Source organism: Aeromonas sp. LsrichE-8G (assembly GCF_022869435.1).
Taxonomy (GTDB): Bacteria; Pseudomonadota; Gammaproteobacteria; order Enterobacterales; family Aeromonadaceae; genus Aeromonas; species Aeromonas caviae.
In genome coordinates, this window is the sequence record NZ_JALIHH010000014.1 from 1 (window position 1) to 19,696 (window position 19,696).

Here is a 19,696-nt window from a genome sequence, read left to right on the forward strand (position 1 = left end):
GTCACGCTCTTACTTTGCGGGCTCTTGCGGCGGAGCACCGTTGGAGGTGATCAAGCAATACATTCAAAACCAGCGGGGCTGACGCCCCGGCGAAATTCCCCTCCCACCTACGTCGGAGGGAGTCCCCTTTCGCATTTAAGATGGCCAGGGTGCCGAGGAAGAATCCTTCCCTGTCGAGCAGGGGGCGGGAGACGGAGACGCTGCGGCTCTTGTCGTCGAATTGGCTGGTGTAGTGGTCGGTGTAGTGCACGAAGGGTGTTCGCACGGCGGCGGAGAGAAACCAGGGGCGCTTCCTGGCATCAACGTGCTCCTCGACCGGCAGATGGGGGATGGAGTTGAACCGCCCCTGTGGATCGGCGAGCAGGATGCTCTTCACATAGGGGGTGAGCGCCAACGTTTGCATCAGGGAGATGCCAAGGGATGTATGGCCCTCATTGAGGAAGGCATCCAGGCCTGATTCATCGATGACACTGCCCGTTTCGTTGAGGACATGCTCCAGTGACTTGAACTGTGGCTCGATGGACTGGGTCGCCATGTTGTGCACGAACATGGCCGCCACCTTGTGATACTTGCGCTCGGCAGAGGTCCGGATGCTGACACTGACGGCCATCAGGGCGATAAGCAGGGTCAGGATGATGACTCCGAAGGTGACGTTGAGCTGGGTATCGCAGTGCAGATTTTGGTGGGCGGTCTCATGCATAGGCGTGTGCTGATGGCTTCAGATTGTCTCAATCAGGGCTGATAAAAGGGTGGGCATGCTATCGCCTTATTTATCAATAGCGATTGACCAGGATCAACAAGGGGAGGGCACACACGACCATACTTGTCAGATGAGTGTGAATATGGTGGTGAAAATGCCGCCATGTTCTGAATATGTGATGGTTACTTTCTAATTGGCTGTGCAAGTGAAGGCGGTGTCCTTCATCAGGCGGCCATGATGAGCCCTCCCTGAGAGCCTTGACGGCGTCGCCATGTTGCCTCCGATAGCAGATGGCATGCCTGCCACCCTCGCTTTCCCCGCTTCCGCGCCAACATGCCCCAAATTGTTAATATCGGGGCAAAATAGAACAATAAAATGCAAATGATATTTGTTACTATTCACATGCAGTAAGTAATCGAGGATCAGATGCAGCTTGTTCACCCCCCTTTGACCCTGGTCGCCGTGACCATCTCCACCCTGCTTGCAGGCTCTGTACAGGCCGCCGCGCCCGACAGCCAGGATACGGCCACCGCCGACGAGACCCTGACCGTGCTCGGCCAGACCTATCGCAACACCGCGACCAAGACCCGGCTCGACCCCATCGAGACGCCCCAGGCCATCTCGGTGGTGGATGGGGAGACCCTGTCGCTGCGCGGTGTCAGTTCGGTGAGCGAGGCGCTGCGCTACGTGCCCGGTGTCAACACCGAGCTGCGGGGCGGGGCGGTCAATCGGCTGGATCTGTTCAACATCCGTGGCTTTGACAACTACCAGAACTTCTATGACGGCCTGTTGCTCCAGTACAACGACTGGAACCTGCAACCCCAGATAGATCCGGTGGCCATCGAGCAGCTGGAGGTGTTCAAGGGGCCGACATCGGTGCTCTATGGCAGCATGCCCCCCGGCGGCATGGTCAACCTCATCGCCAAGCGCCCCCAGCGGGAGAGCAAGCACAACGTGAGCGTGGCGACCGGCACGGGCACCCTCAAGGAGATGACCCTCGACAGCACCGGTGCCATCAACGAGCAGCTCGCCTATCGGCTGGTGGGACTGGCCCGGGAGAAGGATGGCCAGGCGGTGACCTCGAAGGAGGAGCGCTACGTCTTTGCGCCGTCCCTGGACTGGCAGCTCGGCGAGCGCACCCTGCTGAACCTCAACCTTTACTACCAGAAGGATCCCGAGGCCGGCATCTACACCACTGTGCCCGCCAGCGGCTCGGCCAAGTCCAACCCCCTGGGGCAGCTTGGCAGCGACACCTTCCTTGGTGACGAGAACTGGAACGAGTACAACCGGGACGTGACCCTGCTGGGCTACAAGCTGAGCCACGACTTCAACGAGCGCTGGCAGGTGCTGCAAAATGCCCGCTATATGGATACGTCTGCCTATCAGCGCAACACCTACAACGCGGCCCTGGCGGCGGACAACCGCACCCTGGCCCGCAACGCCTATCTCACCGATGAAGACTCTCGCGGCGTTGTCATCGACAACCAGCTGGCGGGCAAGGTGCAGACGGGCTCTGCCCAGCACAACCTGCTGCTTGGGGTCGATTACCAGTACCTGGATGCCCATATCCTCTACCGGGATACCCTCGACTACTCGGCGCCCAGCATCGACATTTTCAACCCGAACCATAGCCAGATAGTCCCAGAGGCACTCACTTTCAACTACCAGGATAAAAAGGTGATCCGTCAGTCCCAGACCGGCGTCTATCTGCAGGATCAGGTGCGCCTCGATCGGCTGGTGGCCATCGGCGGCGCCCGCTACGACCGCTACCGGATGGACACCGACAGCCGGACCCTCTATCAGGGGGCGGACAGCCAGACCCTGGCCCACATCGATCAGGACAACCTCTCCTTCCGCGTCGGCGCTCTCTATGAGCTGGATGGCGGCTTCTCCCCCTATGCGAGCTATGCCGAGAGTTTCGAGCCGGTGCCGGGGGCGGACAAGCAGGGTCAGGCGTTCAAACCGGCGACCGGTCATCAGTGGGAAGGGGGCGTCAAGTTCCTCTCCGACGACATGAGCAAGACGGCGACCCTGTCGGCGTTCCACATCACCAAGAAGAATGCCCTGGTGACGGATCCGGACAATGTCTACGGGCCCAAGCTGCAGACCGGGGAGACGGTCTCCAGGGGTATCGAGCTTGAGGGGAGAGCCGATCTCACCAGCCAGCTGGATCTGGCCCTCAACTACACCCTGATGGACATGGAGATCACGCGCGATACCACCACGTTGCAGGGCAAGACGCCGGTCTGGGTCCCCAGACAGATGGCGTCGCTGTGGAGCAACTACTACCCCGGCGGCAACCTTGAGGGGATACGAGTGGGCGCCGGCCTGCGCTACGTGGGGGAGGCCGAGATGGATGCCGCCAACACCGACAAGGTACCGGACTACCTCCTGATGGATATGTCCGCCTCCTACGATCTCGCCGCCCTCAGCGCAAGCCTGAAAGGGGTAGGGGTATCACTTGGCGCCAGCAACCTGTTCAACAAGACCTACTACTCCTGCTACGACCAGAACAACTGCTGGTTCGGGGCCGAACGAAGCGTGGAGGCGCGACTCAAATACGCATTCTGACCTTGCGCCCCGGCACGCGCCCGGGGCCCTTTCAACGAATGGGCGAGGAGAGGGCGCGCGGTGTGCCGCGCGGCCTTGGCCGGGAGAAAGCGGACGCGGAACGCGCCCTCGTCTCGGATCACCAGGCCCTGTTCGCGGCGGCGGCCAGCCTGATCCCGTCCCTCAAGGGGAATCTGGTGGCGGCCGGTGACGTACGCCCGCCACTGACGGATGCCACCGGAGCGACGTCGGCCGAGGTGGCCGCAGCCCTCCATGCGCACTGGCAGCAGGCACACCCGGAGGCGGGGCCCGCCTACTGGCTCACCCGCAGCTGGGGCATGCTCTGCTGGCAATCCATCTATCTCGCCATGGTGGCCGTCTATCGCCATCAGGCCGTGCCTGCCCTCGACAGGCTGGGACAGGGGCATGAGGCCGGCGTGGTGTCGGGCTTTACCCTGCCGGCCGAGCCCATGATCAGAGGGCAGGCCGGCGTGTTGATCAAGACGGCCGGGGAGCGACTCCAGGCGCACTGGCAGGGGCAGTTCACCCTCCTTGGGACGGCGCAGCGGCTGCGCCCCGGTTTCGTGCGCCCGCTCCTGGCGGACGATCTGCTGGCGGCCCTGGTGCGGGTACCCGATTTCTTCGGGGAAGTGAGTCGGGAGGAGGTGAGGGCCCATGCCCCCCTCTGGCTTGAATCCTGTGGCCTGCCATCGGCACATCTGACGGGCTGGCGCGAGGCGGGGCTGCCCCGGGACGAGGCCTTCCCGGGCTATGTGCGTCAGCGCTGCTGCCTGCACTACAAGCGCCGGGATGGGGAACTGTGTGGCAACTGCCCGCGAAGGCTGGGTGAGGCGAGGGGTGGTGAATGCTGATACCCGACTCTTCGTCTGCGCGGGCAACCCGTGGTGAAAGCCGCCTGATCCTGGCGGCTTTTTTGTGCCCGGCTTACTGGGCCGCCATCCGGGTGCGAATGCGCTCGAACAGGCTCTGCAGGCAGGCCTGATCTTTGTCGGCGGCGCGCACGGCGCCATACATGTGGCGGCGAATGCCCTCCCCGAGAGGGCGCGCCTCAAGAAGGCCCTGGCGCACGAACTCCTCGCTGGCCCAGCGGGGCAGGGCGGCGAGCCCGAGCCCGGCGGCGGCCATCTGCAGCATGACCGAGGTGTTGTCCACCGGTTTGCAACGGGCGGGCTCCACCCCGGCCGGTTGCAGGAAACGGCTGAACACGTCCATGCGCGCCCGCTCCACCGGGTAGACCAGCAGCACCTCCGGCCGCAGATCGTCCGGTGTGATGCGCCGCTGCTGGCAGAGGGGGTGATCCGGCGCCATCACCAGGGTGAGATCGAAGGCGAACAGCGGCTCGAAATGAAGATCTCCGCGGGCCTGCACATCCGAGGTGAGCAGCAGGTCGAGCTGGCCGCCAAGCAGGGCACTGATGGCATCGAAACCCGGCACCGACTCCACCTCCAGATCCACGCCGGGCCACTGGCGGCGAAAGTCCGGCAACAGCGGGAGCAGCCACTGGATGCAGCTGTGGCAATCGAGGGCCAGATGCAGCCTGCCCGCCTCGCCGCTGTGCAGGGCGACCAGCTGGCGCTCGGTCTGGGCCAGGGCGGGCAGCACCTGACGGGCCAGGGCCAGCAGATGCTGGCCTGCCGCCGTCAGCACCAGAGGGCGGCTTTTTCGAAGAAACAGCTCCAGATTGAGGCGGGTCTCCAGCTCCTTGAGCTGGTGGGAGAGGGCGGACTGGGTGAGGTTGAGGGTGAGTGCGGCCCCGGCCAGGGACCCTTGCTCGGCCAGGGCGCTGATGGTCTTCAGGTGTTTGAGATCGATGCCCAGATTGCTGCTCTGAGGGGGGCTGGATGGGGTGGGCGCGACCATGGCACTGCTCCTTTGTGCGTCAGTTGAGAAATTCTTGAGAGCCAGTTGAAGAGGATTCAATAGCCAAGGCCACCTTATCTTGTCATTTTGGATGTGTAAACATCTGGATGGCCAAACAATCCAGATCCTCATCAGATAAACGAGCATAAGGAATGGAACCTATGACCTTCGCACACACCCTGGGCTTTCCCCGTATCGGCGCCAAGCGAGAACTGAAATTTGCCCTCGAATCCTACTGGCGTGGCGAAACCACCCAGGCCGAGCTGGTCGCCGTGGGCAAGAGCCTGCGTGAGCGCCACTGGCAGGCCCAGCGTACCGCCGGGGTCAACCTGCTGCCGGTGGGGGATTTTGCCTGGTACGATCAGGTGCTGGGTACCAGCCTGCTGGTAGACGCCGTGCCTGCCCGTCACCGCCACGGCGACACCGACCTCGACACCCTGTTCCGGGTGGCCCGTGGCCGTGCGCCGACCGGCCCGGCGGCGGCCGCTGCCGAGATGACCAAATGGTTCAACACCAACTACCACTACCTGGTGCCGGAATTTTACCGTGACCAGCGCTTCAAGCTGGGCTGGAGCCAGATCTTTGACGAGGTGGAAGAGGCCAAGGCCCTTGGGCTGCCGGTCAAGGCGGTGTTGCTGGGCCCCGTCTCCTACCTCTGGCTTGGCAAGGAGAAAGAGAGCGGCTTCTCCCGCCTCGAACTGCTGGATCGCCTGCTGATCGTCTACCAGGAGATCCTGGCCAAACTGGCGGCCCAGGGGGTGGAGTGGGTGCAAATCGACGAGCCGGCCCTGACGCTGGACCTGCCGGACGAGTGGCGCCTGGCCTACCTCAAGGCATATGAGCGCCTGAGCGGCCCCTGCAAGCTGCTGCTCACCACCTACTTCGGGTCCGTGGCCCATCAGCGGGACATCATCACCAGTTTGAAGGTGGACGGCCTGCACCTGGATCTGGTGGCTGCCCCCGAGCAGCTCGAGACCCTGGTCCCGCACCTGCCGGCCCAGTGGGTACTCTCGGCGGGTGTCATCAACGGCCGCAACGTCTGGCGTGCCAACCTGGCCAAGCTGGCGCCGACCCTCAAGGCCTTGAAAGAAAAGCTTGGCGAGCGCCTCTGGGTGGCCTCCTCCTGTTCCTTGCTGCACAGCCCGGTGGATTTGACCCTGGAGCACGAGCTGGATCCCCAGACCCGCAGCTGGTTCGCCTTCGCCCTGCAAAAGTGCTATGAGCTGGGGCTGCTGTCCGACTACCTGGACGGTGGCGCCCTGGACAAGATCGAGGCTTACAGCCAGCCCATCGTGGATCGGGAGTCTGACAGCCGGGTTCACAAGAAGGCGGTGCAGTCACGACTCGCCAGCCTGACCAACAGTGACTTCGATCGCCAGAGCGCCTACCCGGTGCGTGCCGACGCGCAGCGCTCGGATCTGAAGCTGCCGCTCCTGCCCACCACCACCATCGGCTCCTTCCCGCAGACCTCTGAAATCCGGGTGCTGCGTCAGGATTGGCGTGCCGGGCGCATCGATGACCAGGCCTACGAGGCGGGCATCCAGGCCCAGATCAAGGACGCCATCGAGCGCCAGGAGGCCATCGGGCTGGATGTGCTGGTGCACGGTGAAGCGGAGCGCAACGACATGGTGGAGTATTTCGGGGAGCTGCTGGACGGCTTTGCCATCACCCGCTTTGGCTGGGTACAGAGCTATGGCTCCCGCTGCGTGAAGCCGCCGGTGATCACCCGTGACATCGACCGCCCCACCCCCATGACCCTTGAGTGGACGAAGTTTGCCCAGAGCCTGACCGACAAGCCGGTGAAGGGCATGCTGACCGGCCCCGTGACCATTCTCTGCTGGTCCTTCCCGCGGGAAGACGTGAGCCGCGAGCAGTCCGCCCTGCAGATTGGCCTCGCCATTCGCGACGAGGTGGCTGACCTGGAAGCCGCCGGCATCAAGATCATCCAGATCGATGAGCCGGCGATCCGCGAAGGGCTGCCCCTGCGCAAGCAGGATCACCAGGCCTATCTCGACTGGGCGGTGCGCGCCTTCCGCCTGAGCGCAAGCCCGGTGGTTGACAGCACCCAGATCCATACCCACATGTGTTACAGCGACTTCAACCTCATCATCGAGGCGGTGGCGGCGCTGGACGCGGATGTGATCACCATCGAGACGAGCCGCAGCCAGATGCAGTTGCTCGAAGCGTTCGAGCGCTTCAACTACCCCAACGAGATCGGCCCGGGCGTCTACGACATCCACTCGCCGAACGTACCGAGCCAGGGCTGGATTGAAGACCTCATCCGCAAGGCTGCGCAACAAATCCCGGCAGACCGGCTCTGGGTGAACCCGGACTGCGGCCTCAAGACCCGCGGCTGGGAAGAGACCACCGCTGCCCTGAAGGTGATGGTCGATGCCACCCGGGCGCTGCGCGCCGAGCTGGCCTGAGGGCTTCCATTCACCCGGACGAGCGCCCGGTGAGTGTCACCAAGACGAGAGAGGGAAGGCGACAGCCTTCCCTCTTTTTTGCATGGCCGCTCCCTAGAGGGGGAGCAGGGCGGGCCGGGGGGCGGGCAGGTAGCGGGTGGGGGAAACCGACATCGTCACCGGGTGAGGGGCGCTTGCGAGCGCCTCGGTCAGCCACTGTTGGTCGAGGGGGATGGCATTGCGATCCTCGATCACCAGATTGAGGTGCTGGGCGCCCAGGCACCCGTAGCGGGCGGGGTCGGTCTGGGTAAAGAGGCCAAGACAGGGCACACCGCTGGCGGCAGCCAGGTGCAGGGGACCGGTGTCGGCGCTGACGAAGAGGGAGAGGCCGCCCGTGAAGCGGGCCAGCTCCCCCATGTTGCCAAGGGAAACGTGCACGTCCCCGAGCAGGTGCTCGGGGGCGGCGGGATCCGCGAGCTGGATCAGCAGGGCATCCGGGCTGTGACGGCGCAGATCCCCAAGCAACCGCTGCCACTGGGGCTGGGAGAGCCCCTTGCCCTTGCGAGCACCGGTGAAAAAGCCGATCAGGGGACGGCCAGGATGGGCTCGTCGCAGCGCACTCAAGGCCGGGCTTGGCCCCTGCAACAGGCTGCCAAGGGGGATGGGGTCGGCCGGATTGCCCGGTATGCCGAGCAGTTGCAGGGGCTGGTGGGCGTAGTGGCACTCACTGTCCGCAGCCCGCGGACGCTGGAAGATGAGATCCCCATGGCCATTGTCGAAGCCGCATTTCTCACGGGCCTGTACCCAGGCGGCGATGAAGTGATCCGTACTGGAGGCGAAGGGGACGTAGACCCTGTCGTAGTGTTGGCGGCGCAGACGCGAGAGTGCCGAGAGGGCGCCCGGCAGGTGTCTGCCCTGCAACCGGATCTGATGAATGTGCCGCAGGGGCAGATCGGCCAGGAAGGGGAGCAGGGCGGTGGGGCTGCACACCAGCTCCAGCTCGGCGTGGGGATGGGCGCGATGAAGCTGGTGCAGGAAGGGCAGCAGGAAGAGGTTGTTGCCGATGCGGTTGGTGCTGCGAATGACCAGGATCCGGCGGGGTGCCTGCGAAGAGGGCGGCAATGCGCTGCGACTGGCAAGCCAGCCGAGCAGGGTTCGCTCCAGTCCCGCCGTCCAGACCCGGCGTTGGCCGTCGAAGCGGCGCAGGGCATCGTTGAGGTGAGTCATACCGTTGGGCTCCAGTGTTGGGATGGCGTAAAGGGTGCCAGCGGACTCTTAAGACAATGTTAAGAAGGGAAAACGCGTGCGGATGATGGCCATGGCGGAGCGGGGGGCTGGTGCGGGACGGGGGAAAGTGGCTAGAATTGCGCATTTGAAATAAATGTTATCGTCCGCGGGAGCACCATGCAGTTCAGGGATTTTTTGCCGGTATCGACCAATACCAGCGTCAAAGAGAGTTGTTACGGCGCCCTTGGCGCCCTCATCGGCTTGCTCGGCACCGCCTTGCTGTGCCGCTGGGGGTTGGGGCTCGAGGTGCACTGGCTCATCGCCCCCATGGGGGCCTCCGCCGTGCTGCTGTTTGCCGCCCCGGCCAGCCCCCTGGCCCAGCCCTGGTCCATCCTTGTGGGCAACGGGGTGTCGGCCCTGATGGGGGTATTGAGTGCCAGCCTGGTGCCGGACATGGCTATCGCCTCGGCCCTGGCGGTGATGCTGGCCATCGCCGCCATGTTCCTCACCCGCAGCCTGCACCCGCCCGGCGGCGCCGTGGCCTTGACCGCCGTCATCGGCGGCGAGGGGATCCGGGCGCTCGGGGTCGGCTACGTGCTGCTGCCGGTGCTGCTCAACTCCCTGTTGCTGCTGAGTCTGGGCTTGCTCTACAACCGCGCTCTGGGGCGTCGTTATCCCCATGGCGGCAAGGTGGCGCCCAATCGCCACCAGACGGCGGATCCCCAGCCGAGTGCCCGACTCGTCACCCAGGACATCGACTTTGCCCTGCAAAAACACGAGGAACTGCTGGACATCAGCCGCCAGGATCTGCAGGAGCTGCTGCAGGAGGCCCAGCTTCACGCCCTGCGGGGGCGAGTGGGGACGGTGCGTTGCCAGGATGTGATGTCGCGGGATCTCGTCGTGACGACGCCACAGGCGCTTGCCATGGAAGCGTGGCATCTGCTCTCCCACCACCAGATCAAGGCGCTGCCGGTGGTGGATGAGGGGGAGAGGCTGGTCGGCATCATCACCCTGCACGACCTGATGATCGACCGGGCGGGTCACCAGCCGAGGGCGAAGGAGGCCCTTGAGCAGCAGCAGGTGGCGGATCTGATGACCCGGGAGGTGCAGACGGCGCGGCGCTACCAGCCTCTCTACGATCTGGTGGAGGCCTTCTCCGACGGGGGGCTGCACCACATGCCGGTGGTGGAGGGGGAGCAGCTGGTGGGCATCATCACCCAGTCCGACATGGTGGCGGCCCTGTTCACCCTGGCCCTGAAACCCGTACTGACGAGCGAGGAGGCGACCCCGGTGTCGTCATAGCCAGGGGGCAAGAAAAAAGAGGGCGTGCCAGGCACGCCCTCTTTATTTCGCAGACTTGCACAGACGGTGGCCAATGCCTAGCCGTAGCGGGCCAGGGTGAGCCCCTCGTCGCTGATATCCGGGGTATTGCCCGAGATGAGATCGCTGAGCAACTGGCCCGATCCTGCCGCCATGGTCCAGCCCAGGGTGCCGTGGCCGGTATTGAGCCAGAGCCCGGGAATGGGGCTTGGGCCCACCAGGGGCGTGCCGTCCGGCGTCATGGGGCGCAGCCCGGTCCAGAAGGTGGCCTGCTCCAGATTTCCCCCCTGGGGGAAGAGATCCCTCACCACCATGGCCAGGGTATCGTGGCGTCTGGGGTTGAGCGCCAGGTTGAAGCCCGAGAGTTCGGCCATGCCGCCCACCCGGATCCGTTCGTCGAAGCGGGTAATGGCGACCTTGTAGGTCTCGTCCAGCACGGTGCTGCGCGGGGCACCCTCGGCATCCGTCATCGGCAGGGTGAGGGAGTACCCCTTGACCGGGTAGACGGGGAGCTCAATTCCGAGGGGGCGCAGGAAGCCGGTGCCATAACTGCCGAGGGCACAGACGATGGCGTCGGCCTGGAAGCGCTGCTCGCCGGCACGGACCGCCACGGCGCGTCCCTTCGCGATCTCGACCTCGTCGATGGCGCAGTTGAAGACGAAGCTCACCCCGAGCTTGCGGGCCTCGTCAGCCAGGGCCTGGGTGAAGCGGAAGCAATCCCCCGTCTCGTCCCCCGGCAGGCGCAGGCCCCCTACCACCTTGCCACGCACCCTTGCCAGGGCGGGCTCGACCTCCTCGCAGCCGTCTGCATTCAGAGACTGATAGGGGACGCCGTACTCCTCGAGCACGGCGATATCGCGCTGGCTGGCATCGAGCTGGGCCTGACTGCGAAACAGTTGCAGGGTGCCGAGCTGGCGCCCTTCGTAGTCGAGCGCCAGCTCGCCCCGCAACTGCTTCATGCAGTCGCGGCTGTATTCGGCCAGCCGTACCATGCGCCCCTTGTTGACCGCATAGGCCGCCGGCGTGCAGTTGGCGAACATCTTCAGCATCCAGCGCAGCTGGAAGGGGTCCGAGGTGGGCCGCACCGTGAAGGGGGCGTGCTTTTGCAGCAGCCATTTGGCGGCCTTGAGGGGAATGCCGGGGGCAGCCCAGGGGGAAGCATAACCCGGGGAGATCTGACCCGCGTTGGCATGGCTGGTTTCAAGGGCCACCCCGTCACGCCGCTCCAGCAGGGTCACTTTGTGACCGGCCTTGGCCAGATACCAGGCGCTGGTCACACCGACCACGCCACCACCGAGTACCACTATGTCCATCTTGTCTCTCCTTGACTGGGGCCTCCACCTTAATCAGCCGCCACAGGATATTCAACTGGTGTCGATGTCATTGGTGGTTATCGCTATTCACATTTTGTTAACTGGCTCTCAATGTTGTCATTTGCTCACTTTCTGGCATGAAATTCGGTCGATTCAGAGCCGTTCCAGGTGGAGCAGATGATGCTCTGCCGTCGTCAGGATGGCTTGCTGCTGTTCTGTGGTTTGGCCATCCCAGTTGGCATAGGGCAGGGCGAGGCGAGGGTTGTTGCCAAGTTTGTCCCGGTTGCGCCATAAAAAGTGCCAATAGAGGCTGTTGAAGGGGCAGCTGTCCGGCCCGCTGCGAGCCTTCACCTGATAGTGACACCCCTTGCAGTAGTGGCCCATCCGCTCGAGATAGGCGCCGCTGCTGGCGTAGGGCTTGCTGCCCATCAGACCGCCATCGGCAAACTGGCTCATGCCGCGGGTGTTGGGCAGCTCCACCCACTCGATGGCATCCACATAGATGCCCAGATACCAGGTATCCACCTCGTCAGGGTGGATCCCCGCCAGCAGGGCGAAGTTGCCGGTCACCATCAGCCGCTGGATATGGTGGGCATAGGCGTGATCCAGAGACTGTCGAATGGCGTGACGTACGCAGGCCATGCTGGTTTCTCCATTCCAGAAAAAACCGGGCAGGGGTCGCTCGGCCCCGAGAAAGTTGGTGCGCCGATACTCGGGCATCTTTTCCCAGTAGAGGGCGCGGACAAACTCGCGCCAGCCGAGGATCTGGCGGATGAACCCCTCCACCTGCGCCAGGGAAATGGTGGCCTGATTGGCCTGCCAGTGAGCTTGCGCAGCGCGGATCACCTCGAGGGGATGGAGCATCTTGCTGTTCATGGAAAACGACAAGCGGCTGTGGAACAGGCTCCAGCCCCGCTCGCTCAGGGCGTCCTGATAGCGACCGAAGTGGGGCAGGCAGTGTGCAAGGAAGTGTTCAAGCAGTGCGCGGCTCTGGCGCCGGGTGACGGGCCAGGGCAGGGCGTCGGCATCGGCACTGCCAATGGTGGCGACGCCGTGGCGGGTCAGCATGGCATCGATGTCGCTCACCTCGTTGGCAAAGGTGAGGGGCGCCGGGATGGGTTGGCTCGCCGGCAATTTGGCGCGATTCTCGGCATCGAAGTTCCAGCGCCCCCCAAGGGGTTGGCCGCGCTCATCGAGCAACACCCGGTACTGCTTTCGCAGGGCGCGGTAGAAGAACTCCATCCGGCTGTGGGGGTAGCGTCGCCAGCCATCGCGGGGGGTGAGAAAATGTTCGCTGTCCACCTCAGCGGTCGGGATGGCAAGGCCTGAGGCCCAGTGCGCCAGCTGGCTGGCAAGGCGCCACTCGTCCGGGCTCTGCCAGGCGAAGCGCTCGGCCTGATGCGCTTCGAGCTGGGCCGCCAGCAAGCTCGGCAAATCGGGCCAGGGGGCGCTCTCATCGAGAGTCAGGTAGCAGACCCGGTGGCCCGCCTTGGTGAGGGCGGCGGCGAAGGCGCGCATGGCGGCAAAGAAGGCGAGCACCTTCTGGCGATGGTGGCGGCAGTAGTCCGTCTCCTGGCGCAGCTCCGCCATCAGGTAGCAAACAGCGGCATCCTGCGTGCGAAACCAGCTGTGACCTGCGTTCAGTTGATCCCCGAGAATGAGGCGCAGCTCCATCAGGGGTGCTCCTTCCGACGACGGCAGCGTTCGCTGCAATAGCGCACTTCCTGCCAGCAGCGGGCCCACTTGCGCCGCCAGGCAAAAGGACGCAGGCAGACGGGACAGATCTTCTCGGGTAGATGGGGTTTGAGGTGCATGTGGCGGCCCTGTTGATGCCCTTGGTTTCTCTCTGCCTCCTTAACGAAGCACCATACGGTCGGGATCACTGGGGGAGCAGAAAGAGGCAATAGGGGGTGATTGCCACTCATGAAAAAGGCCCCCGCACCTGCCGGTTCGGGGGCCCTTGTTCTCGTAGCCGTTACTGGCTGCTGAAGAGCCTGGGCTGGGGAGTGGACTGCGCCGTCAGGGTCATGCGGCCCGAGGTTTCCAGCCAGCTCTTGATCTTTCTGGCATCGGCGACCCGTTCATCCGTGGTGTTGGCGTGAAGCAGTACCATGACCACGGGCTCGTTGTTGACCCGGGTTCCCATCACCAGGCAGCGCCCCGCCTCGCGGATATAACCGGTCTTGGAGACCAGAATGGGCCAGCTTCCTTCCCGTACCAGGCGGTTGGAGTTGAGGTAGTGCAGCTGGCGCTTGCCGTTGCGTACCAGACGCTGCTCGGAGGCTGTGTACTGGCGGATCAGCGGGTAGGTGGATGCGGCAGCAGCCAGTTTGGCGAGATCGTGTGCGGTGGAGACGTTGCGGGGGTTGAGCCCGGTGCTGTCGGCGAAATGAGTGCTCCACATGCCGAGCATGCGGGCCTTGGCGTTCATTGCCTCGATAAAGGCTTTGCGGCCACCCGGGTAGTGCCGTCCCAAGGCGGAGGCTGCGCGGTTTTCAGAGGACATCAGTGCGATGTGCAGCATGTCGGCGCGACTCAGGCGAGAGCCCACCGCGAGGCGCGACCCCGTGCCCTTGAGTCTGTCCACGTCATCCATGGTGACGGTGAGGGTCTCGTTGAGGCGCTGATTGCCGTCCAGTACCACCAGCGCTGTCATCAGCTTGGTGATGGAGGCGATGGACATCACCCGGTTGGCGTTGCGCTCTGCCAGTGTCTCGCCGGTTTTCGGGTTGACGACCACGTAGGCATCGGATCTCAGCGGCAGGTTGCTGCGGGGTTCGAGCAGGCTGTTGGTGGAAGAAGAGGTCGCAGAAAACGGGTTGGCATGGGCGCTTTCCATGCTGGCGGGAAGGAGGAAGGCGCCGAGCAGCAAGGGAAGAAAAGGACGAAGGTTCATGGTTTGACTCTACTACGACTCACAGGGACATTTGGCTAAGTTATATGACGGTAATTGACGCTTCACAACGTCTGGTGGCCGGATATTTCCATTTTATGGGCCAGCGCACCTTGAAATCCCCCGCATCGGGGCTATTGGGCCCGCAAAAGGGAGTCATAGAAGCCTGTCAGGCCATGCCAGACACGCCACTACGGGGGCGCACTATATGCTGGCGAGGGGCGAGATGACGACTCTTTTTGCACCTTTCGGCGCCTTGGGATGATGAAAAGGTTGTTCATGGCGACCATGGCGATAAAAACGGCGCCCGGCAGGGAAGATGGCCCGCTGCATTATCGCCGTTTTGCCCCGCGTCATCCTCCCATCATCCGCGCGGTCTGAATGGCCTGGATCAACGCGGCCCGATTGATGCGGGGGCGCTCCTCGTCCAGCAACTGCTGCCAGAGGGCGATGGCCTGGGAGTAGCGACCGTGCAGGAAGTGATCGGAGGCGAGCAGCATCAGGGCGCTCACCTCGCCTTTGTCCTGCTTGAGGGCGCTCTCCAGCAGGCGGGTTGCCTCGGGAGTCAGCTGCTGGCCCGCCTGATAGTAGAGCACGGTAGCCTGTGCGGCCTGGGTCGCAGCGCTGGCGCCCCCTTCTTGCAGGGCGAGACGCTGGTAGGCGAGCAGGGCGTTGTCGTACTCGTCCCGATAGAGATAGAGCTGGCCGAGCGCCGCCCAGCCGTCGAGATCGGCGGGGTTGGCTTGCAGGCGCTGGTGCAAGGCGCCCAGCTCCTTGTCCTGCAGATCCCGCGGGCTCAATCCCGCCAGCGGATCGGGGCGCGACTGATAAGCCAGCCACGCCTGATAGCGGCCGGTGCCAGCATAAATACCGGCCATCAGCGCCAGCAGCAGGCCCCCAAGCAGTATCCAGGTGCGCAGCCAGAGCTGCGGACGAGCGGTGCGATCTCTTACCAGCCGCTCGCGCAGGGCCTGCTCGGCGGTTGGGGTGGCGTTGGCGAGGCGGGCCAGCTCCAGCTCCCGGTAGAGGCGGCTGTGGGGGGCAAGCCCCGCCTGCTGCTCGGCCATGATCAGCCGGTTCAGTTCGGCCCTGGGGTCGTGGGCGAGCACCCCCTCGGCTCTGTCGCCGACAAGCGGCACCCGCGCCGGTTGCCGGCGATGCAGGCTCCTGCGCAGGCGATTGAGGGCCAGCAACAGCAAGAGGGCGGGGCCGCCCCACAGCAGCGCCGTGCTGCGCTTGAAGGGGGGATCGTAGCGCACGAAGTCGCCGAAGCGCTCCGTCATGCGGGCGATCACCTGCTCATCAGACTGCCCCTCGTCCACCCAGCGGTAGACTTCGAGCCGCAGATCCCGGGCGATGGGGGAGTTGGACTCCACCAGGTTCTGGTTCTGGCACTGGGGGCAGCGCAGGGCGCGGGCCAGCTCCTGAGCGCGGGTCTGCCGCTCGGGGTGGCGAAACTCATAGGTGTCGACCCCGCTGGCAAGGGCCCCGAGGCTCAAGGCCAGCAAGAGCGGCGCGATCAGGGCGTGGCCGAGACGGCTCATGGCTTGCTCTCCTGCACTTGTTTCTCTACTTCTCTTTCCACTTCGGGCTGGCTAGCGGTGTTGCTGCGGGCCTCGGCAAGTAGAGGGGCAAACTGGCGTTGCCAGATCTCCCGGGTGAGCAGGCCGGTATGACGGGTCAACAGGGTGCCGTCGCCGGCGAAGAGATAGGTCTCCGGCGTGCCGTAGACGCCTAGCTCCAGTGCGAGTCGGCCGTCGGGGTCGGCCAGCACGGCGCGATAGGGGTTACCCGCCTCGGTGAGCCAGGCGCGGGCGGGGTCTCCCTTGTCTCGGTAGTTGAGGCCATAGAGGGGCACGGCGCTGGCCAGCTCACCCAGCAGCGAATGCTCGGCGCGGCAGTTGGGGCACCAGCTGGACCAGACGTTGAGCACAAAGGGCTCCCCCTTGAGTGCCGCGGTGTGGATGGGGGCGCCGCCAAACAGATCGTCACTCTGCCAGGCGGGCAGGGTACGCCCTGCGACGGCCTCATCCTGGCTGTAGGGGTTGTTGCCAAGGCCGAGACAGAGCAGGGCACCGAGCCCCAGGGTGAGCACGAGCGGCACGAACAGGCGCAGACGGGCGTTCATAAGGACTCCTGTTCAAGCCGAGGGGAGGGGGCGGTCGCTGGCGCAGGATGGTTAGCCAGCAGCGGTCGGCGGGCGAGCAGGCGTAGGGCGCCGCCCGTCATCATCAACAGGCCGCCGAGCCAGATCCAGCGCACCAGCGGCTTGTAGTGAAGCCGCATGGCATAGGCGCCGGGTCCCATCTTCTCGCCAAGCACCACGTAGAGATCGCCAAACAGCCCCCACGCGATGCCGGGCTCGTTCATGTTCATGGTGCGCACGCTGTAGTGACGCCGCTCCGGGGTGAGCCGCGCCACCTCTTTACCGTCCTTGTGCACGCTAAGCGTGATGCGCTGGGCGGTGTAGTTGGGGCCGATGATCGGCTCGCTCCCCTCATAGCGAAACTCGAAGGCGCCGAGCCGATAGGGCTGGCCTGCGGCGAGTACCGCGCCCCCCTCCTGACTGTGGTGACTCACCTGCGCAATGCCGAGGGCGCACACCGCCACCCCGAGGTGGGCCAGCAGGCTGCCGAACCGATTGAGGGTGAGCTCGCGCAGGGCGACAGGTTGCAAGAGCGGGAGCAGCAGGCTGGCCATCAGCCAGAGGCTCAGCACGTTGGCCGCAAGCCCCAGCCAGCTTGCCCGCAGCGGCTCGGGATAGGCTAGGCTCAGCAAGGCGCCCCCCAGCAGGCCGAACAGGCATGGGAGCAGCACCTTGATGCGGCGCTGGGCTGCCAGATGCTGCCAGCGAAGGCGCGGCAGTTGGGTCATGAGCGCCATCAGGCAGAGGGCCAGCGGCACGAAGATGGTATTGAAATAGGGGGCGCCCACCGAGAGTGAACCCAGATGGAGCGACTGGAACACCATGGGGTAGAAGGTGCCGAGCAGCACGCTGGTGCAGGCCACGCTGAGCAGCAGGATGGCGGCGCCGAGCAGTCCCTCTTTTGACAGCAAGCCAAAGCGGGCATAGGGGGCGCGAATGTCCGCCCGCAGGGCAAACAGGGTGAGGGCGCAGGTCAATAGCAAGCCGAGCAGCAACAAGAGGGTGAGGCCGCGGCTGGGGTCCACCGCAAAGGCGTGTACCGAGGTGAGCACCCCGGAGCGCACCACGAAGGTACCGAGCAGGCTCAGCGAAAAGGTAAAGATGGAGAGCAGCAGCACGGCGTGGCCGTAAGCGCCGCGCTTCTCGCACACCACCAGGGCGTGCAGCAAGGCAGTGCCGAGCAGCCAGGGCAAGAGGGAGGCATTTTCTACCGGATCCCAGAACCACCAGCCGCCCCAGCCGAGCTCGTAATAGGCCCACCAGGAACCCAGCACGATGCCGGCGGTGAGAAAGACCCAGGAGCCGAGCGCCCAGGGGCGGCTCCAGTGGGCTACGGCGCCATCGAGCCGACCCGAGTGCAGCGCCGCCATGGCGAAGGCGAAGTTGACCGCAAAGCCGACATAACCGAGATAGAGCAGGGGCGGGTGGATGATGAGGCCGATGTCCTGCAGCATGGGGTTGAGATCGCGTCCCTCCAGCGGCCCCGGGAACTGGCGGTCAAACGGGCTGGAGAAGATCAGGGTATAGAGGCCAAACAGCCCGACGATCAGCCCCATGATGGCCAATACCCGGATTGTAATCAGCGGATCGACCCGCCTGGAGCAAAGGGCCACCAGGGCGCCCCACAGCCCCAGCGCAAAGACGAAAAAGAGCATGGAGCCTTCATGGCCGCCCCACACCGCTGCCAGCTTGAAGCCAAGGGGCAGGGCGCTGTTGGCGTGCTGGGCCACATAGACCAGGGTGAAGTCATCCTGGCCAAAACAGCTGGCGAGCAGCAGCAGGGCGGCCACCAACAGGAGCGCGACCAGGATGGCCAGCGGTGTTGCGCAGCCGAGCAGCGGGCGTGAGGCGAGCCGCAGCCCCAGCCAGGGCAGCAGCCCTTGCAGCAGGGCGAGCCCGGTCGCCAGCAACAGTGAGAGATAGCCGAGCTCCGCCAGCACACAACCTCCAGTCAATCATTTGTCTATGTTATGCCGCAGCGTCTGCACCGTACCGGCGCTGAGGGATAACATCCACCTTTCTGGCAACAACCAATCGCAACAACTCATCGCCACAAACAAGCGCCAGTCACCCGAAGGGCGGCTGGCGCTTATCCCCAGCTTTCAATAACCGGTTCACTATCCGTCGCGAGAGGTTGTCAGCAAGGTAAAGAGCAGCGCAGGAACCGGAGTGTATGTGAATACATGAGGATTCCGAGCAGCACATGAGCCTTGATCACGGCCTCGCAGCAGGAGCGTGAACCGATTTTTAAACTACCGTCATCTGGCCGGCATAGAGCACGAAGTAGCGCAGCAGCAGGATCCCCACCAGGGTCAGGCTGCAGACCAGTACCAGATAGCCGTTTTTGGCCCGCAGCGGCGCGGGGGCCAGCAGGGCCAGCAACTGGGGCAGCAGCATGCCGATGCCCACCACCCCGAGCCAGAACACCTGAGCCCAGAAGCCGCTGCCGATGGCGGCCCACATGGCTGCCTCCTTCTGGCCGCCACCGAAGTAGAGGCCGGTAAAGAAGCAGACCAGCAGCAACACCTCCACCGCCAGCACCGGCCGCTCGAAGCGGTGGACAAAGCTCACCCCCTGGCTGTGATGGTTCTCCTTGAACAGGGTGACCGCCAGCAAGATGGTGGAAGCGATGCCGGAGCTGACGCCGGAGATGAGGAACAGCACCGGCAGCACCGGGTTGTTCAAGAGCGGATAGGTCTTGAGCGCCGACAGCAGAAAGCCGGTGTAGGCCCCCAAGAGCACGGCGAGCAGCAGCAAGAGCGGCGCCAGCAGCCGCTCGATGCGGGCGAGCCAGCCAATCAGACCATCCACAAAGGCGAACTTCTCTTGCAGCAGGTGACTGCGCAAGGTCTCGATCTCGGCCCGAAATACCACCGCCAGCCAGGCAAACAGCACCGCCATGTAGACCTGAAACAGCATGACCCCCATCGACATCACGGAGTCGAACTGGTAGTGGAACATCAGCTTCCAGAAGGTCCAGGGGCGGGCCAGGTGGAAGATGAGGATCAGTAACCCCAGCACCACGCTCACCGGCGCCAGAATGGCGGTCGCCTTGATGATGCCGCTCTCGCTGCCGGCTCCCTTGCGGCGCAGCAGCACCGAGAGGCTGGTGGCCCCGGCGGAGATGCCGAGCAGAAAGAGATAGATGGCGATTGGCCAGTCCCAGACAAGTGAAGGGAAGTGAAATGCGTCATGCAACATGATCCATTCCTCCTTCTGTTACTGCGGTAGATGGCGATCGGACAAATCCCCACACAAGGG

General features: G+C 64.3%; 15 protein-coding genes. 5 read left to right on the plus strand and 10 right to left on the minus strand.

The genetic code is table 11. The features are described from left to right. From MUW49_RS04265 to MUW49_RS04275, 3 genes are all read left to right on the plus strand, one after another. Positions 1–82, plus strand: an 82-nt coding sequence (locus tag MUW49_RS04265) for a transposase (RefSeq protein WP_202904331.1), incomplete at its 5' end; no start/stop codon positions are given. A gap of 1,044 nt (positions 83–1,126) precedes the next feature. Continuing rightward, positions 1,127–3,271, plus strand: a complete 2,145-nt coding sequence (locus MUW49_RS04270) for a TonB-dependent siderophore receptor (protein WP_043156439.1) — start codon at positions 1,127–1,129, stop codon at positions 3,269–3,271. 62 nt (positions 3,272–3,333) lie between these two features. After that, a complete protein-coding gene (locus MUW49_RS04275; RefSeq protein WP_113978809.1) occupies positions 3,334–4,122 on the plus strand; it encodes a siderophore ferric iron reductase in 789 nt (262 codons plus the stop codon). Positions 4,123–4,195: 73 nt separating this feature from the next. Here MUW49_RS04275 and MUW49_RS04280 read toward each other — a convergent pair whose 3' ends face one another. Then, positions 4,196–5,131 (minus strand): LysR substrate-binding domain-containing protein, encoded by a 936-nt coding sequence (locus tag MUW49_RS04280; RefSeq protein WP_043156436.1) that lies wholly within the window; start codon positions 5,129–5,131, stop codon positions 4,196–4,198. A gap of 161 nt (positions 5,132–5,292) precedes the next feature. Between MUW49_RS04280 and metE the strand changes: the two genes are divergently transcribed. After that, the gene (gene metE / locus MUW49_RS04285) at positions 5,293–7,557 is read left to right on the plus strand and encodes a 5-methyltetrahydropteroyltriglutamate--homocysteine S-methyltransferase (RefSeq protein WP_223954646.1); all 2,265 of its coding nucleotides are present in this window, start codon (positions 5,293–5,295) and stop codon (positions 7,555–7,557) included. Between the two features lie 93 nt (positions 7,558–7,650). Here the strand turns inward: metE and MUW49_RS04290 are convergent, their stop codons facing one another. Beyond that, the gene (locus MUW49_RS04290) at positions 7,651–8,763 is read right to left on the minus strand and encodes a glycosyltransferase family 9 protein (RefSeq protein WP_171865798.1); all 1,113 of its coding nucleotides are present in this window, start codon (positions 8,761–8,763) and stop codon (positions 7,651–7,653) included. Positions 8,764–8,940: 177 nt separating this feature from the next. Here MUW49_RS04290 and MUW49_RS04295 point away from each other — a divergent pair, with 177 nt between their 5' ends. Continuing rightward, entirely contained in the window at positions 8,941–10,065 is a 1,125-nt protein-coding gene (locus tag MUW49_RS04295) for an HPP family protein (protein WP_244812427.1), read from the plus strand. A 77-nt stretch (positions 10,066–10,142) separates the two neighbouring features. On the opposite strand, the gene MUW49_RS04300 is transcribed toward MUW49_RS04295, so the two are convergent. The 8 genes from MUW49_RS04300 to nrfD all read right to left on the minus strand — a co-directional run bounded on the left by MUW49_RS04300 (position 10,143) and on the right by nrfD (position 19,636). After that, positions 10,143–11,396, minus strand: coding sequence for a D-amino acid dehydrogenase (locus MUW49_RS04300; RefSeq protein ID WP_042882483.1), 1,254 nt, complete (start codon positions 11,394–11,396; stop codon positions 10,143–10,145). A gap of 153 nt (positions 11,397–11,549) precedes the next feature. Then, positions 11,550–13,070 (minus strand): cryptochrome/photolyase family protein, encoded by a 1,521-nt coding sequence (locus tag MUW49_RS04305; RefSeq protein ID WP_244812428.1) that lies wholly within the window; start codon positions 13,068–13,070, stop codon positions 11,550–11,552. Further along, the gene (locus MUW49_RS04310) at positions 13,070–13,210 is read right to left on the minus strand and encodes a DUF2256 domain-containing protein (protein ID WP_080768040.1); all 141 of its coding nucleotides are present in this window, start codon (positions 13,208–13,210) and stop codon (positions 13,070–13,072) included. The genes MUW49_RS04305 and MUW49_RS04310 overlap by 1 nt, the downstream gene beginning before the upstream one ends. A gap of 161 nt (positions 13,211–13,371) precedes the next feature. Next, positions 13,372–14,292, minus strand: a complete 921-nt coding sequence (locus MUW49_RS04315) for a serine hydrolase (RefSeq protein ID WP_029314613.1) — start codon at positions 14,290–14,292, stop codon at positions 13,372–13,374. A 350-nt stretch (positions 14,293–14,642) separates the two neighbouring features. After that, on the minus strand, positions 14,643–15,833 hold the full coding sequence (gene nrfF, locus MUW49_RS04320; RefSeq protein WP_052815442.1) for a heme lyase NrfEFG subunit NrfF: 1,191 nt from the start codon (positions 15,831–15,833) through the stop codon (positions 14,643–14,645). Beyond that, positions 15,830–16,417, minus strand: a complete 588-nt coding sequence (locus tag MUW49_RS04325; protein ID WP_052815441.1) for a DsbE family thiol:disulfide interchange protein — start codon at positions 16,415–16,417, stop codon at positions 15,830–15,832. The genes nrfF and MUW49_RS04325 overlap by 4 nt, the downstream gene beginning before the upstream one ends. After that, positions 16,414–18,375 (minus strand): heme lyase NrfEFG subunit NrfE, encoded by a 1,962-nt coding sequence (nrfE, locus tag MUW49_RS04330; RefSeq protein WP_103261922.1) that lies wholly within the window; start codon positions 18,373–18,375, stop codon positions 16,414–16,416. Before nrfE ends, MUW49_RS04325 begins: the two co-directional genes overlap by 4 nt. Before the next feature lie 307 nt (positions 18,376–18,682). Beyond that, on the minus strand, positions 18,683–19,636 hold the full coding sequence (nrfD, locus tag MUW49_RS04335; RefSeq protein WP_052815439.1) for a cytochrome c nitrite reductase subunit NrfD: 954 nt from the start codon (positions 19,634–19,636) through the stop codon (positions 18,683–18,685). Positions 19,637–19,696 lie beyond the last annotated feature (60 nt).